This is a genomic window from Streptomyces sp. NPDC050658, assembly GCF_044457025.1.
Lineage (GTDB): Bacteria > Actinomycetota > Actinomycetes > Streptomycetales > Streptomycetaceae > Streptomyces.
On the sequence record NZ_JBITGM010000011.1, the window covers coordinates 85,477 to 100,128 of the forward strand.

Annotated in this window: 13 protein-coding genes; 5 read left to right on the forward strand and 8 right to left on the reverse strand. The window is 71.4% G+C overall.

All coding sequences use genetic code 11. The features are described 5' to 3' along the window. Positions 1–3: 3 nt before the first annotated feature. Both ACIBKX_RS31505 and ACIBKX_RS31510 read right to left on the reverse strand, forming a co-directional pair. Positions 4–1,167, reverse strand: coding sequence for an acyl-CoA dehydrogenase family protein (locus tag ACIBKX_RS31505; protein WP_363269883.1), 1,164 nt, complete (start codon positions 1,165–1,167; stop codon positions 4–6). Positions 1,168–1,177: 10 nt separating this feature from the next. Beyond that, on the reverse strand, positions 1,178–2,371 hold the full coding sequence (locus ACIBKX_RS31510) for an amidohydrolase family protein (protein WP_363269882.1): 1,194 nt from the start codon (positions 2,369–2,371) through the stop codon (positions 1,178–1,180). 181 nt (positions 2,372–2,552) lie between these two features. Between ACIBKX_RS31510 and ACIBKX_RS31515 the strand changes: the two genes are divergently transcribed. Then, entirely contained in the window at positions 2,553–4,136 is a 1,584-nt protein-coding gene (locus tag ACIBKX_RS31515; protein ID WP_363269881.1) for an AMP-binding protein, read from the forward strand. Here ACIBKX_RS31515 and ACIBKX_RS31520 read toward each other — a convergent pair. Together ACIBKX_RS31520 and ACIBKX_RS31525 are read right to left on the reverse strand one after the other, a co-directional pair. Then, complete coding sequence (locus ACIBKX_RS31520; protein ID WP_363269880.1) at positions 4,120–4,632, reverse strand: EF-hand domain-containing protein; 513 nt, start codon at positions 4,630–4,632, stop codon at positions 4,120–4,122. The two genes, ACIBKX_RS31515 and ACIBKX_RS31520, sit on opposite strands and share 17 nt — an antisense overlap. Before the next feature lie 195 nt (positions 4,633–4,827). Then, a complete protein-coding gene (locus ACIBKX_RS31525) occupies positions 4,828–5,202 on the reverse strand; it encodes an STAS domain-containing protein (RefSeq protein WP_363270136.1) in 375 nt (124 codons plus the stop codon). A 292-nt stretch (positions 5,203–5,494) separates the two neighbouring features. Here ACIBKX_RS31525 and ACIBKX_RS31530 point away from each other — a divergent pair, with 292 nt between their 5' ends. After that, the gene (locus tag ACIBKX_RS31530; protein ID WP_363269879.1) at positions 5,495–6,094 is read left to right on the forward strand and encodes a sigma-70 family RNA polymerase sigma factor; all 600 of its coding nucleotides are present in this window, start codon (positions 5,495–5,497) and stop codon (positions 6,092–6,094) included. Then, positions 6,091–7,368, forward strand: coding sequence for a zf-HC2 domain-containing protein (locus ACIBKX_RS31535; protein ID WP_363269878.1), 1,278 nt, complete (start codon positions 6,091–6,093; stop codon positions 7,366–7,368). Before ACIBKX_RS31530 ends, ACIBKX_RS31535 begins: the two co-directional genes overlap by 4 nt. A gap of 38 nt (positions 7,369–7,406) precedes the next feature. On the opposite strand, the gene purU is transcribed toward ACIBKX_RS31535, so the two are convergent. Both purU and ACIBKX_RS31545 read right to left on the reverse strand, forming a co-directional pair. Continuing rightward, positions 7,407–8,279: a formyltetrahydrofolate deformylase gene (gene purU / locus ACIBKX_RS31540; protein WP_363269877.1), complete on the reverse strand. Its 873-nt coding sequence runs from the start codon at positions 8,277–8,279 to the stop codon at positions 7,407–7,409. Positions 8,280–8,391: 112 nt separating this feature from the next. Beyond that, complete coding sequence (locus ACIBKX_RS31545) at positions 8,392–8,892, reverse strand: hypothetical protein (protein WP_363269876.1); 501 nt, start codon at positions 8,890–8,892, stop codon at positions 8,392–8,394. A 118-nt stretch (positions 8,893–9,010) separates the two neighbouring features. Between ACIBKX_RS31545 and ACIBKX_RS31550 the strand changes: the two genes are divergently transcribed. Further along, positions 9,011–10,285 carry an ABC transporter substrate-binding protein gene (locus ACIBKX_RS31550; RefSeq protein WP_363269875.1) on the forward strand — a complete coding sequence of 425 codons (1,275 nt, stop codon included), beginning with the start codon at positions 9,011–9,013 and terminating at the stop codon, positions 10,283–10,285. 24 nt (positions 10,286–10,309) lie between these two features. On the opposite strand, the gene ACIBKX_RS31555 is transcribed toward ACIBKX_RS31550, so the two are convergent. Together ACIBKX_RS31555 and ACIBKX_RS31560 are read right to left on the reverse strand one after the other, a co-directional pair. Next, the gene (locus ACIBKX_RS31555; protein ID WP_399376701.1) at positions 10,310–11,893 is read right to left on the reverse strand and encodes a hypothetical protein; all 1,584 of its coding nucleotides are present in this window, start codon (positions 11,891–11,893) and stop codon (positions 10,310–10,312) included. Positions 11,894–12,261: 368 nt separating this feature from the next. Then, positions 12,262–13,650, reverse strand: a complete 1,389-nt coding sequence (locus tag ACIBKX_RS31560) for a transcriptional regulator (RefSeq protein WP_363269873.1) — start codon at positions 13,648–13,650, stop codon at positions 12,262–12,264. 301 nt (positions 13,651–13,951) lie between these two features. On the opposite strand from ACIBKX_RS31560, the gene ACIBKX_RS31565 reads away from it, so the two are divergent. Next, a complete protein-coding gene (locus ACIBKX_RS31565) occupies positions 13,952–14,611 on the forward strand; it encodes a bifunctional DNA primase/polymerase (protein WP_363269872.1) in 660 nt (219 codons plus the stop codon). Positions 14,612–14,652 lie beyond the last annotated feature (41 nt).

A 14,652-nucleotide genomic window follows, 5' to 3' on the forward strand; every position in this document is an offset into this window, starting at 1 on the left:
CCCTCACCGGCCCTTCGGCAGGCCGAGTATCCGCTCGGCCACGATGTTCTGCTGGATCTGCGAGGTCCCGGCGGCGATCGTGTAGGAGAGGGACGAGAGCCGGTCCAGGGTCCACTCGTGGCCCAGGTCCAGGGAGCCCGCCCCGAGCACCTCCCCCGCGGCCTCGTACAGCTCCTGCCGCGCATGCGAGTACCGCAGCTTGAAGACGGACCCGCCGACCCCCGGCACTCCCCCCGACCGCTGCGACTCGCTCACGTTCCACTGGGTGAGGCGCCACAGCGCCGAGAACTCCGCGCTCAGCCTCCCCAGCCGGCGCCGCAGCACCGCGTCGTCCCAGCGCCCGTTCTTCCGCGCCTCACGGGCCAGCTCGCCGAGGACGCGGCGGCAGGCGACGACCTCCCCCACGAAGGCCGTCCCGCGCTCGTAGGAGAGCGTCACCATCGTCACGCGCCAGCCGTCGTTCTCCGCGCCGACCCGGTTGCCGACCGGCACCCGCACCTCGTCGAGGAACATCTCGGCGAACTCCGTGGAGCCCGCGAGCGTACGCAGCGGCCGGACCGTGATCCCCGGGGCGTCCATCGGCATCGCGAGCCAGGAGATGCCCCGGTGCTTCGGGACCTCCTCGCTCACCGGTGTCGTACGCACAAGGAGTTCGCACCAGTCGGCGACCTCCGCGTGCGAGGTCCAGATCTTGGACCCGCTCACCACGTAGTCGTCGCCGTCCCGCCACGCGCGCGTGCGCAGCGACGCGAGGTCCGATCCGGCGTCCGGCTCGCTGAAGCCCTGGCACCACACCTCGTCGCCGCGCAGGACGGGCGGCAGCCAGCGCGCCCGCTGCTCCGGCGTCCCTTCGGAGGCGATGGTCGGTCCCGCGTGCAGCAGACCCACGAAATTCGCGCCTACGTAGGGAGCGCCCGCCTTCTCCGTCTCCTCAAGGAAGATCAGGTGCTGCGTCGGTGTCGCCCCCTGGCCGCCCGCGTCCTCGGGCCAGTGCAGGCCCGCGTATCCGGCGTCGTACAGCCTGCGCTGCCACCCCATGTCGTAGGCGCGGCGCCCCGGCCAGTCCAGCGGGTCGGGGCGCGGCGGCAGTTCGGGGAGCGTCCGGGCGAGCCAAGCGCGCAGCCGTGCCCGGAAGTCCTCCTCTTCCTCCGTGTACGTGAGATCCACGCCGACCCGCCTACTTGTCCAGGTCCAGGCCCAGCATGCGGATCGCGTTGCCCCGCATCAGCTTGTGGATCGTCTCGTCGTCGAGTCCCTTGACGTGGTCGAGGGCGACTTCCCTGGTGTTGGGGAAGGTCGAGTCGACGTGCGGATAGTCCGTCTCGAACGTGGCGTTGTCCCGTCCCACCACGTCCAGCGAGGCGACCCCGTGCTTGTCGCGGAAGAAGCAGCAGAACATCTGGCGGTAGTAGTACGTCGACGGGGGCTCGGGGATCAGGTCGCGGACGCCGCCCCAGGCGCGGTGCTCCTCCCATACATCGTCGGCGCGCTCCAGGGCGTACGGGATCCAGCCCATCTGGCCCTCGGAGTACGCCAGTTTGAGCGTCGGGAACTTCACGAGGACGCCGCTGAAGAGGAAGTCCATCATCGAGGCCATCGCGTTGTTGAAGGACAGCGCGGCCTGCACGGCGGGCGGGGCGTCCGGGGACGCGGCGGGCATCTGGGAGCTGGACCCGATGTGCATGTTGACGACCGTGCCGGTCTCCTGGCAGATCGCGAAGAACGGGTCCCAGTAGCCGGAGTGGATGGAGGGCAGGCCCAGGTAGGTCGGGATCTCGGAGAAGGTGACGGCCCGCACGCCCCGCGCCGCGTTCCGCTTGATCTCGGCGACGGCGAGGTCGATGTCCCACAGCGGGATGATGCAGAGCGGGATGAGTCGACCGCCGCTGTCGCCGCACCACTCCTCGACCATCCAGTCGTTGTACGCCCGTACGCAGGCGAGGGCGACCTCCTTGTCGTGCGCCTCGGCGAAGGTCTGGCCGCAGAAGCGGGGGAAGGTCGGGAAGCAGAGGGACGCCTCGACGTGGTTGAGGTCCATGTCCTTGAGGCGTTCGGCCGGGTCCCAGCAGCCGCGGCGCATCTCGGCGCGCGTGATGCCTTCCAGGGTCATGTCGTCGCGGTCGAAGCCGACGGCGGCGATGTTGCGCTTGTACGGGAACTTCAGGTCCTCGTAGATCCACCAGTCCGTGGGCGGCCCGTCCGGGTCCATCGTGATCTGGTACTTGCCCGCCACGTAGGCGAGTTCGCCGATGCCGGCCGTGAGGGGCTTGGGTCCGCGGTCCCGGTACCGCGCGGGCAGCCAGGTCTCGAAGAGATGCGCGGGCTCGATGACATGGTCGTCGACGCTGACGATCCGAGGAAGTTCGGTCATGGTGTCCGTCCTGCCTTTCAGGGCGCCTGAAGGTCATCCCTCCGGCCACTCCGGGACTATCTGATGACCCGTCAGATAGCAGGCTAGCCCCGCACCCCTGGACCGACAAGGCGCCGAGGCTTACGCTCTCGGCACGATCTGACTGTCCGTCAGTTGTGGCCGTACGGCGTGAGGGGATCGCATGAGGACCAGGACCTCGGAGAACGAGACCGCGTACGCGCTGGGGGCGTCCCGCACCCTCTGGGAGCTGATCGAGCGGCGCGCCGCGCGCACACCCGACGCCCCGGTCCTGATCCAGGCCGCGGCGGACCCCGCCGACGACCGCACGCTCACCTTCGGCGAACTCCGCGACCGCTGCGAGCGCGTGGCCGCCGGCCTGTACGAGATGGGCGTACGCCCTGGCACTGTCGTCGCCTGGCAGCTGCCCACCCGCATCGAGACGGCCCTGCTCTCCTTCGCCCTCGCCCGCGTCGGCGCCGTCCAGTCCCCCGTCATCCCCTTCTACCGCGACCGGGAGGTCGGCTTCGCGCTGCGCGAGTCGAAGGCCGAGTTCTTCGCGGTGCCGGGGGTGTGGCGGGGCTTCGACCACACGGAGATGGCCCACCGGCTCGGCGCGCGGGGCATCTTCGAGGCGTACGCGGACGACGATCTGCCCGACGCCGACCCGTCCGTACTGCCGCCCCCGCCCTCCGACGGCACATCGGTGCGCTGGATCTACTGGACCTCGGGCACCACGTCCGACCCCAAGGGCGTGCTGCACACCGACCGTTCACTGATCGCGGGCGGCTCCTGCCTCGCGCACGCGCTGCATCTGTCGGCGGACGACGTCGGCTCGATGGCGTTCCCCTTCGCGCACATCGCCGGGCCCGACTACACGGTGATGCTGCTGCTGTACGGCTTCCCCGCGGTCATGTTCGAGCAGTTCGCGCTGCCGGACGCGCTCGCCGGCTACCGGCGGCACGGCGTGACGGTGGCGGGCGGGTCGACCGCGTTCTACTCGATGTTCCTCGCCGAGCAGCGCAAGCTCGCGGCCGGCGAGAAGGTCATCCCCGGCCTGCGCCTCCTCGCGGGCGGCGGGGCGCCGAAGCCGCCGGAGATCTACTACTCCGTCGTACGCGAGATGGGCGTACAACTCACCCACGGGTACGGCATGACCGAGGTGCCGATGATCACCATGGGCGCGCCGGACGACACCGCGGAAAACCTGGCCACCACGGAGGGGGCGCCTCCGGAGGGCATGGAGATCCGGGTCACGGACGCCGAGGGCAAGGAGGTGCCCGCCGGTGTCGACGGGGAGGTGCGGCTGCGCGGGGAGGCCGTCTGCCAGGGCTACTTGGACGCCCGGCAGAGCGCGGAGGTCTTCGACGCGGACGGCTTCCTGATCACCGGTGACCTGGGGCACGTGAAGCCGACGGGGCATCTCGTCCTGACCGGCCGCGCGAAGGACATCATCATCCGCAAGGGAGAGAACATCTCCGCCAAGGAGATCGAGGACCTGCTGCACGGGCATCCCGCCGTCAGGGACGCCGCCGTCATCGGGCTGCCGGACGCCGAGCGGGGCGAGCGGGTGTGCGCGGTGCTGGAACTGGCGGATGCAGCCGAGGAGTTGACCCTGGAGTCGATGGTGTCGTATCTCCGCGGGCAAGGCCTCTCCACGTACAAACTGCCGGAGCAGTTCGAGGTGGTGGAGGCCCTGCCCCGCAACGAGACCCTGCGCAAGGTGCTCAAGTACAAGCTGCGGGAGCGGTTTACTCAGGCACCGTGAAATACGCCGCGAACGCCGCCACGATCTCCGACTCCAGGATCTTGCCGTCGCCGTCCGCGTCGAGCGCCGTGCCCGCCGCCGCCGCGATGTCAGCGCGGACGCCGAGCGCCTTCAGGGCGCGCTCGGTCTCCTGGGGGCTGACCGCGCCGTCGCCGTCGCCGTCCGCGACGGCGATCATCGCGTCGAGGAACGGGCGGGCGATCTCGGCGAACCGGGCCGGGTTGTCGGCGAGGCGCTTCACGGCGCCGCCCACGAACTCGTGCTTGGTGATCCGCTGGTCACCGTCGCGGTCGGCGATCCCGGCCATGCCCTGCCAGAAGGCCTCGGCCCCGATGTAGAGGGACTGGCCCTTCTCGGAGCGCGCCGTGGCGCCGAACTCGGCGAGCAGGGCGACAGCCGCCGTGCTGAAGTCCTCACGGGAGATGTAGCCGTTGCCGTCCTGGTCGAAGGTGGCGAAACGGGCCGCGATCTTACGCTCGTACTCGGCACTGTCCATGGTGTTCGGGCCGCCTCACTTCTGCGGTTGGGTGCGTGTGCACAGGGGGTTCCCTGGGTGTCTCTGGCAGCGAGCGTACGTCTTCGGCGACCGCCCGGAGGCCGTAAGCCGACCCTTGTGCCAAGACCGGGACAAGAGAGGTTGTACCAGGATTCCGTTCCTGATGATCACCCGGGAGTCCGGTCGCGGGGAGCGTTACGCGGAGAGCGGTGTCGCCCCGTCGTCGACCGCCGCCGTCACGTCCGGGAAGACCTCGAAGAGACGGCGTACGCCGAGGGCCGCGAGGACCCGGTTCACGTGCGAGCCGTCCTCGGCGCCCTGCGCGGGCAGGATCAGCCGCAGCCTGCCCTGGCAGGAACGGAAGAGGCGGCGGGTCGCGATCAGTACGCCGACGCCGCTGGAGTCGCAGAAGAGGACCTCGGAGAGATCGAGGACCAGGCTGCGGCGGCCGTCGGCCACCGCGTCGTGCACGCGCTGGCGCACGACGGGCGAGGTCACCAGGTCCATCTCGCCGGACACCCGCAGCACGGCCCAGCCGCCCCGCTCGTCCACGGCCACCTTCAGCGTCACACGCACGCCTCTCGCTGCTCGTCGCTCGCCCGCTGAGAACCGGAAGCCGTCCCTACGCTTCCTCTGTCGCGGGTGCCCCGCCTCCCGTCCATGAAACACCAGCAACGCAGGTCCCTATCATCCGAGGCCTGGCACGGGCGCACTTTTGCCGTGCTTGCCGTAAAGGGGAGTGCGTTGTCGGCGGCGGCGACTACATTCGATGGAAGGTTTCGATCGGGACGAGTGGCCGGTGCGCGTTGTCGGGACGCCGCAGCCGGCCCGAGTCGATGACGTCACGCGCAGAGGGGGACGCATGGCGAAGGAAGCGCCGCGCCGCTGGGACCGCCGCATGCAGCAGCGCCTGGCGCACGGGGAAGCCGCCGCGCTCGGGGAGCTCTACGACCGCTTCGCCTCGCTCGTGCACGGCCTCGCCCACCGCGTGCTCGGGGACGAGGCGGCCGCCGACCGCATCACCCGCGAGGTCTTCGCCCACATCTGGGAGAACCCCGACGCCTACGACCCCAAGCAGGGCCCCCTGCGCTCCTGGGTCGCCACGGTCACCCACCAGCGGGCCCTCCAGCGGCTGCGGCAGACCGAGTCCGCCGCCCTCGCCCGCGGCGGCGAGGGCACCCCGGAGGACCTGGAGCGCAAGGTGCGCCGCGCCTCCGCGGCCGCCCGCGCGGACTACATCGTCACGGCCATGCCCGCCCCGCTGCGCGCCGCCCTGGAGCTCGCCTACTTCCAGCGGCGGGACTACCGCCAGACGGCCGCCGACCTGGGCGTCACGGAGGACGAGGCCCGCCGCCGCCTCCGCCTGGGCCTCCAGCTGCTCTCCACGGCCAACGAAGCGGGCGTCCAGACCGACCCGCACCCCTCGCCAGGGTCCCCGCCCGGTTACGGGAGAGCGCTGTGAACGGGCCCGGCCGGCAGGAACCGCACGAGGAGCCGGGCCTCCCCGGTGAGCAGCCCCGCATACCGCTGCCCCGCACCTCCATAGAAGACACCGGACAGCCCTTGCCCGATCCTCCGCTCGCCCTGGACCACCGCGTCCTGAAGTCCCTCCTCGGCGCGTGGGCGCTGGCCGCCTGCTCCCCCGAGGAGGCCATCGCCGTCGAGGAGCACCTCGGCGACTGCGGCCCCTGCGCGGAGGAGGCCCTGCGGCTGCGCGACGCGGTCGGCCTGCTGCACCAGGAGGAGAGCCTCGACCTCGACCCCGGCCTGCGGAGCCGAGTCATCGAGAGCTGCCTCGGCCGGCGCCCGCCGCGCATCCCGGTGCCGGAGTGGGCGATTCCGTACGACGCGGAGACCGCCCGCCTGGACGCGCTGCTGCGGGACATCGGCGACTCGGAGTGGCATGCCCCGGTGCGCCTGCGCTGGTTCGACGAGGACAACCCCGTCAGCCGCAAGACGACCGTGGCGGGCGTGATCGCGCATCTCCTCGCCGTCGACGGCCTGGTCGCCGCGGCCCTCGGCCTCGACGACCCGCTCGGCACGGACGTGGCCGCCAGCGCCGGCCCCGCCCACCGCACGGAGGCGTACTGGCGCGCCTCGTACTTCCCGCCGACCCGCGCGGTGCGCGGCCCCTGGCGCGAGCAGACCCACGAGCTGATCCGCACGGTGTCCTTCACGTCCGGCGGCTCCGGCTCCCGCGCCGGCTCCGGCGCCGGCTCCGGCGGACTCCCCGTGGCCTACGGCCCCGCGGACACCACGGGCCGCCGCCCCGAGCTGCCGCTGCGGGACTCACTGGTGGACCGCGCCTTCGAGTGCTGGATCCACGCGGGCGACATCGCGGAAGCCGTGGACTATCCCTACGAACCGCCGTCCCCACGCCATCTGCACCGCATGATCGACCTCGCCGCGCGGCTGCTCCCCGGCACCCTCGCCGACCGCCGCCGCTCGGGTCTCGCGCCACCGCCCCGCGGACTGGTCGCCGCGGGCACGCCCGGCCGGAGCCTGCGCCTGGAGGTCGAGGGCATGGGCGGTGGCGAGTGGTTCATCCCGCTCGACTCCCCGGCGGCCGAAGCGTCACCGGACCACGAGGTGGCCCACGTGGCCCTCGACGGCGTCGAGTTCTGCCGGCTGGCCGCGGGCCATGTCTCCCCGGAGGAAGCGGCAGCGGGCCAGGTGGGCGACCGCCAGGCGATCAGGGACGTACTGTTCGCGGCGGCTTCACTGAGCAGGATGTGAGCGCGGCCCGCCGCCAGGGCCTGTCCGGCGGACAGGCCCTAGGCGAAGACGACCGTCCGCCGCCCATTGAGCAGAATCCGCCGCTCCGCATGCCACTTCACGGCCCGCGCAAGCGCCTGGCACTCCACGTCACGGCCGATCGCGACCAGCTGGTCCGGCGTCACGTCGTGCCCGACCCGCTCGACCTCCTGCTCGATGATCGGCCCCTCGTCGAGGTCCGCCGTCACATAGTGCGCGGTGGCACCGATCAGCTTCACACCGCGCGCGTGCGCCTGGTGGTACGGCTTCGCGCCCTTGAAGCTCGGCAGGAACGAGTGGTGGATGTTGATGATCCGCCCGCTGAGCTGCTTGCAGAGGTCGTCCGAGAGCACCTGCATATAGCGGGCCAGGACGACCAGCTCGATGTTCTCCGCGCGCACCAGCTCCAGGAGCTGCGCCTCGGCCTGCGGCTTGTTGTCCTTCGTCACCGGGATGTGGTGGAAGGGGATGTCGTACGAGGCGACCAGCTCGGCGAAGTCGGTGTGGTTCGACACGACCGCCGCGATCTCGACGGGCAGCGCGCCGATCCGGGAGCGGAACAGCAGGTCGTTCAGGCAGTGCCCGAACTTGGAGACCAGCAGCACGACCCGCATCTTCTGGTCGGCCCGGTTGATCTGCCAGTCCATCTGGAAGGAGTCACCGATCGCGGCGAAGCTGGCCCGCAGCTTCTCCACGGTCACCGGCGGCTCGGCCGAGAAGTGGACCCGCATGAAGAAGAGCCCGGTGTCGTGATCGCCGAACTGCTGACTGTCCTCGATGTTGCATCCGGTCATGAAGAGATAACTCGACACGGCGTGCACGATGCCCTGCTTGTCGGGGCAGGAGAGCGTGAGGACGTACTGCTCAGCAGGGGCGGGGGCCTTCTCGTTCATGCGCTCAAGGTTCCCACATGCTGTCCCCGCTGTGGGCAGGCGTTCCGCACGGCGGAACGGGTGGGCACAGCCCGCAGCTCCGGGTCCCGATGAATCAGGCGCCCGCACCAGCTCAGGCAGACCGAGTCAGAATCCGCAGCACCTCAAGAGTCCGGGGAAGTTCATCAGGGCTCTCCCCGTCGCTCACCGCAAGCCGCACATGAGCCTCCCGCGCGGCACGCACAGCCTCCGGCCACCCCGGGTGATCCAGGTAAGCGGAGACCAGCGCATCGGGCCCCACCTCATGCATGATCCGCAGCACCCGCAGGACCGCCGCATCGACCAGCGCCGCCTCCTCCGCGTCCCGGAAGATCGTCCCCACGTACTTCTCGGCGGACCAGTTGTCCAGCCACGTGTCCTCGACGAGCCGGTACACGGCGTCCGTCACGTCCCCGTACTCCTCGCGACCCGCGAGCCAGCACTCACGCTGGAACTCCGGGTCGGAGAGCATGTGCAGCGCCGAGCGCACGTTGCTGCGCCAGCGCCACCACGGCATGTCGTTCGTTGGCATGCCGCCCATGGTGCTTGAGCGACGGCCGCGACGGGAAGACTTCTCCGAACCTTGCACGGTCATCGATCGTACGTTCGCCCTCCGGAGCGGCCGAATCGGCCCCTGTCATTCACCTTCTTGTCACCATGCGTTGGCGAAACGTCACTCCTCGGTTGGCACTGCGGCGGAATCGTGCTTGCACATGCCCGTCTCGCGACGCACCTTGCTCACCCGCCCCTCCAAGTCCGCAGCGCTCACCGCGGTCGCCCTGGTGGCGGCGTGTGCGTCCCTGACAACCGGCTGCGGGGTCATCCCTGGCTCCACGGGGGGATCCAGGGAAGACCCCGTCACCGTGATGACCTGGGCCCCCGAGAACACCAAGGCGACCAACAAGCCCGGCATCCCCGCCATGGCCAAGGCCTACGCCCGCTGGGTCAACGCCAACGGCGGACTCGACGGCCGCAAGCTCAAGGTCATCACCTGCAACGACCACAACGACCCGGTCGGCGCCGCGGACTGCGCACGCGAGGCGGTCGACAAGAAGGTCGCCGCCGTCGTCGGCTCCTACAGCCAGCACGGCCGGTCCTTCCTCTCCCCACTCGAAGTCGCCGGAATCCCCTACATCGGGGGATACGGCGTCACCGACGAGGAGTTCAGCAGCCCTCTGTCGTACCCGGTCAACGGCGGCGAACCCGCCCTGATGGCGGGCAACGGACTGCAGCTCGCCGCGCACTGCGAGCGCGTCTCCCTCGTACGCCCCGACACCATCGCCGGCGACGACCTGCCCAAGCTGCTCGACGCCGGCCTCACCCAGGGCCGGCTGCGGCCCGCCGCCGACATCCGGGCCCCCGAGGACGGCACCGACTTCACCGTCCAGGCCGAGCAGGCCCTGACCCGCGCGGGCAGCGGCGGCTGTGTCACGGCGGCGCTCGGCGCCCGCACCGACACGTTCTACGACTCCTACCGCCGCACCGAGGACGCGTACCCGACCGCCAGGATCTCCTCCGTCCTCGGCAGCCTCGACCAGTCCCTCATCGACCGCACCGGTGGCGCCGAAGGACCCTACGAAGGCGCCTACGTCACCGGCTGGTACCCGGCGGCCGGTGATCCGCGCTGGGACGAGATGCGCGGCGCCATCCGCGAGCAGGCGTTCGGCGACAACCGCGTCGACCCCGCGGACGCGGGCGTACAGACCACCTGGATCGCCTACACGGTCCTCAAGCAGGTCGTCGAGTCGCTCGACGGCGGCGAGGTCACCTCGCGATCGCTGCGCCGGGCACTCGACTCGGGCCTCCAGGTCCGCACCGGTCGGCTCACCCCCACCCTGAGCTGGCGCTTCAAGGACATGCTCGCGGCGAGCGACTTCCCGCGCCTGGTCAACGCGGACGTCACCTTCCAGGTCGTACGGGACGGCCGTCTCGTACCGGCGCGGAAGGGGTTCGTGAACGTCACCAAGACCCTGGAGCAGGTGAAGTAAGCCCACCGGAGCGCGCCCGGCCGCTCAGAGCTGCGACTTGTCGCGGGTGGTGAGCCCGTACTTGGTGGCGATGGCGTTCCAGAGCCGGGACGCCTCCGTCTTGGCCGTGGTCGCCTCGCCGCTCGCCTTGTTCGCGGCGATCGTGTGCGAGGTCGTCCGGGCGTGGCCCTTCTTGCAGCCCTTCTTGCCCGCGACCTGTCCCGCCCACGCCGCGTAGTGGTTGTCCGCCGACGCGGACGCCTTCCACGCCTTGTTCAGGGAGGCGGTCAGCTGCGCGTTGGCGGGCAGCTTGTCGACGGAGAGCGTGGAGAGCCGGGTGACCAGGCCGTTGCGCTGCTTGGCCGCGTTGCGCAGATCGGTGGCCGACTGGGCGAGGTTCGCGCACTTGCCGACATTGCGTACGGCGGTGATCACCGAGGCGCGGCTGTTGTTGCTGTCGGCGAGGAGCTTGTCCAGGGCGACGGCCTGCTCCTTGGCGGGGTCGACCGAGGGCGACGGCTTCTCTTCCGCGGGGGCCGACTCCGAGACGGTCTTGGGATCGGCCTCGTCGTCGTCACCGCCTCCGCCGCTGAGCAGGGCACCCGCGCCGACGCCGAGCAGCGCGATGACGACACCGGCGGCGGCGAACAGCGGCACCTTCGAGCCGGTACGGCCGCCACCACGGCCGGCGGGGGCAGCGGCGGCACGGCGCGCGGCACGTCCGCCGCCGTCACCCTGGCCGTGACCGTGGCCGTGGCCGGGGGCGGGCTGCGGGGCCTCGAAGCGGGGCATCTGCTGCGTGGACCCGGCGTCGGACTCCGGCTGCTCCGTGCGGAAGAGGCTGTCGAACTCCGCGGGCGGCTGCCGGTCCCCGGGGGCTCCCGGCCGGATCCCGAAGGGAGCGGTGCCGGGGGCGGCGGGGACGGGGGCGATGTACTGGGTGGCCTCGGCGTCCGGGTTGGGGGCGGCGGGCGCGGCTGCGGGCATCGCGCCCGGAGCGGCCGGTGCTCCCGGTGCTCCCGGACCGGATGCCTCAGGCAGCGGCGCGGAGACCCGGCCGAGGACCTGCGTCCCCTGGTCGGCGGGCGCCTCGGGCGGGAGCGCTCCCGGCGCGACGGGCGGTATGTACTGCGTCGCGTCGGCGTCCCCGGCGGCGGCCTGGGGAAGCGGCGCGGCGGGCGGCAGCGGCGCGGCGGCGGGAGTGCCGGCGGGCAACTGGCCGGGCTCGGCGACCGGGGGGAGCTGGCCGCCGTACGTCGCGTCGGCGGGCGGCTGCTGCGCCGGGGCCGCGGGCTGCTGGTACGCGGGAGCGGCGGGCTGCTGCTGCGAGCCGTAGGGCTGGACGCCGCCCTGCTGGGGCTGCGGCATGCCCTCGGCGGGGAGCGGGGCGCCCGCGCCATGGCTCTGGTGCTGCTGGTGCTGCTGCGGCTGGTCGCCGTAGGGCTGGTGCTGGTGCTGCTGGTCGCCGTAGGGCTGCGGCTGGTGCTGGTGCTGCTGGTGCTGCTGGTCAGGGGCCGTGCCCCAGGCCTGGCCCACGCCCGGCGGGTCCGCGGGGCCGGGACCCCACGGCTGGCCCCAGGGGCTGCCGCCGGTGGGGGCCACGTGCTGGTCACCGGCGGTGCCGGGCATCAGGGGCTCACTTCCGTCGGCAGGCAGCACGATGCCTTCGTGCGCTTGCCGGTCCGCGGAATGCGGATCGGAGGAAGCGGCGCCCTGTCCGCTCTGCTGCGTCACCGGGACTCCTACGAATGGGGGACCTACGGAACCGTCGGGTCACGCTACCGGGTCGCCACAGCCGTCTGCCACGCAGCTCAAACCCCCGCCGTCGCCGCTGTGGCGGGAGTAACAAATCCTCTCCTCGAAACGCTGTTTACGGCACACCGAGGGCTCGATCGCGTACCGGAGTTGACCGTTCACGGTGCGGTAGGGGCAGGGACAGGCGACGTTCACCTGCCCGCGCCGGACCACACAAACCCTTCACGCGGCCCGGATGCCCGTCAGGCGGCCTGGATGTCCACCCGCGCGCCGAACTCCCGTACCACCGGCTCGTCCCGGAACGGTTCGAGCCTGTCCTTGAAGTCCTCCAGATACTCCGCGCCCCGGTTCGACCGCAGCGTGCCGAGGAGTTCCACCGCCTTCAGGCCCGTATGGCACGCCTGCTCGACGTCCCGCCGCTGCACCTGCGCCGTGGCGAGCAGCACCAGGCCGATGGCCCGCCGCCGCGCCCGCGTCTCCGGATGCCCCGCGAGGGACTCCTCCGCGCTGCGCGCCGCCGCGTCCGCCTGCCCCAAGTCCCGGTGGCAGTGCGCCAGTTCGTCGGCGAGATAGGCGTGGTCGAAGTGCCGGATCCACACCGGGTCGTCGCCCGAGTCCGCCGTACCGGTGGCCCGGTCCATCGCCTCGACCGCCCGGCCCGCGACGGCCTGCGTCGACCGCCCGTCCCCGAGCAGCGCGTGCCCCCGCGCCTCGGCGGCGTAGAACATGGCCTCCGCGCGCGGGGTGACCCGCCCGCGCGTCCCCTCCTGGGCCGCCCGCGCCAACTGCGCGATCTCCCGCGGGTTTCCGAGCTGCGCGGCGAGATGGCTCATGGACGCGGCGAGGACGTATCCGCCGTAACCGCGGTCGCCCGCCGCCTGCGCGAGCCGCAGGGCCTGGATGTAGTAGCGCTGGGCTAGGCCCGGCTGACCGGTGTCGACGGCCATGTATCCGGCGAGTTCCGTCAACCGCGCGACGGCGGCGAACAGTTCGCGCCCCACGGCTTCCCGGTACGACCCGGCGAGCAGCCCCGAGACGACACTGTTCAGGTAGTGCACCACCACCGGCCGCACATGCCCGCTGCCGTACTGATGGTCCAGCTGTTTCAGCGCCTCCGTCATGGCCCGCACCGCGGCGACGTCGGAGAGCCCGACCCGCGGGCCCGCCATCCGCCCGACCTGGGCGTCCGGCGACGAGATCAGCCAGTCCCTGCTCGGCTCGACGAGCGCGGACGCGGCGACGGACGACCCGGAGAGGAAGTCCCGCCGCCCCACGTCACTGCGCCACAGCTCACACACCTGCTCGATGGCGCCGAGCACGGTCGGCGAGAACTGGAGCCCCACGCCGGACGCGAGGTTCTTCCCGTTCGCCATGCCGATCTCGTCGATCGTGACCGTACGGCCCAGTTTGCGGCCGAGGGCCTCGGCGATGATGCCGGGCGCACGGCCGCGCGGCTGCTGGCCACGGAGCCAGCGGGCGACGGATGTCTTGTCGTAGCGCAGATCGAGACCGTGCTCCGCGCCGCACATGTTGACCCTGCGGGCCAGGCCCGCGTTCGAGCAACCCGCTTCCTGAATGAGTGCCTGCAGCCTTTCGTTGGGCTGCCGCGCGACGAGCGGCCTTGCGGCCATGGCGTACCCCCTGATGCGCACGTTGGACCATCGGAACGGAGGCCGAAATTCAGCCACCCAGATGATCAATGCCCTAGGAGCAAACGGAAGATGCACCAAAAGGGACCATAAGTCGGTAACTGGTCTTCTGGGGCTTCTTGGGCCTCTTCCGAGTGCCTCAGACCTGGCTACCCGCACATGGAACCCATTCCCCATGCGCGCCCCCGCCCGTGCACCCATGCGCCCCGGATGCAGGATCGATGCTCCGCCCCGGCGCACGGTGGGGCCGTAACCGTAGGTGGCGGGCGGAGTTGAGAACTTCGTGGAAGAGACCTTGGGAGTCACGTCAGCCGCGCACATTCCGAAGCAGCGCGGAGAATCCTTGCTGGACACGGCCGTGCGATACGCGGAAGAGCGCCACTGGGACGTGTTCCCCGGGACGTGGCTCGAATCCGTCGAAGGCGCCGAAGTCTGCTCGTGCGGTGACGGGGCGTGTACGCAGCCCGGATCGCACCCCGCGCGCGAGGACTGGGCGACGCAGGCGACGGGGAGCGCGACGGTGGCACGGCGGCTGTGGTCCAAGCAGCCGAAGTCGTCGATCCTGCTGCCTACGGGGCGTACGTTCGACGCGATCGATGTCCCGGAGACGGCGGGCTTCCTGGCCCTCGCCCGCATGGAGCGGATGGAGCTGACGCTCGGTCCTGTCACCTGCACGCCGGATCGCCGCATGCAGTTCTTCGTACTCCCCGGGGCTGCGGCGAAAGTCCCCGATCTCGTACGCAAGTTGGGCTGGCCGCCGGCTGCGATCGATCTCGACGCGCTGGGTGAGGGGGCGTACGTCGCCGCCCCGCCGACCCGCTTCGGCGCGTCCGGCGCGGTGCAGTGGGCCTGCCGCCCCACAGCAGCCAACCGCTGGCTCCCCGACGCGGAGGAAATCATCTCCCCCTTGGCATACGCCTGCGGCCGCGAGGCCCGCCGCTGACCCGCTGCTCCGCGGAGACCTTTCCCACCCACCCACCCGTT

What these genes read in the sequence shown, in the direction of transcription:
- ACIBKX_RS31510 (WP_363269882.1), bottom strand. Translation starts at nt 2,371, where the DNA reads ATGACCGAACTTCCTCGGATCGTCAGCGTCGACGACCATGTCATCGAG.
- ACIBKX_RS31515 (WP_363269881.1), top strand. Translation starts at nt 2,553, where the DNA reads ATGAGGACCAGGACCTCGGAGAACGAGACCGCGTACGCGCTGGGGGCG.
- ACIBKX_RS31520 (WP_363269880.1), bottom strand. Translation starts at nt 4,632, where the DNA reads ATGGACAGTGCCGAGTACGAGCGTAAGATCGCGGCCCGTTTCGCCACC.
- ACIBKX_RS31530 (WP_363269879.1), top strand. Translation starts at nt 5,495, where the DNA reads ATGGCGAAGGAAGCGCCGCGCCGCTGGGACCGCCGCATGCAGCAGCGC.
- purU (WP_363269877.1), bottom strand. Translation starts at nt 8,279, where the DNA reads ATGAACGAGAAGGCCCCCGCCCCTGCTGAGCAGTACGTCCTCACGCTC.
- ACIBKX_RS31545 (WP_363269876.1), bottom strand. Translation starts at nt 8,892, where the DNA reads ATGACCGTGCAAGGTTCGGAGAAGTCTTCCCGTCGCGGCCGTCGCTCA.
- ACIBKX_RS31550 (WP_363269875.1), top strand. Translation starts at nt 9,011, where the DNA reads ATGCCCGTCTCGCGACGCACCTTGCTCACCCGCCCCTCCAAGTCCGCA.
- ACIBKX_RS31555 (WP_399376701.1), bottom strand. Translation starts at nt 11,893, where the DNA reads ATGCCCGGCACCGCCGGTGACCAGCACGTGGCCCCCACCGGCGGCAGC.
- ACIBKX_RS31560 (WP_363269873.1), bottom strand. Translation starts at nt 13,650, where the DNA reads ATGGCCGCAAGGCCGCTCGTCGCGCGGCAGCCCAACGAAAGGCTGCAG.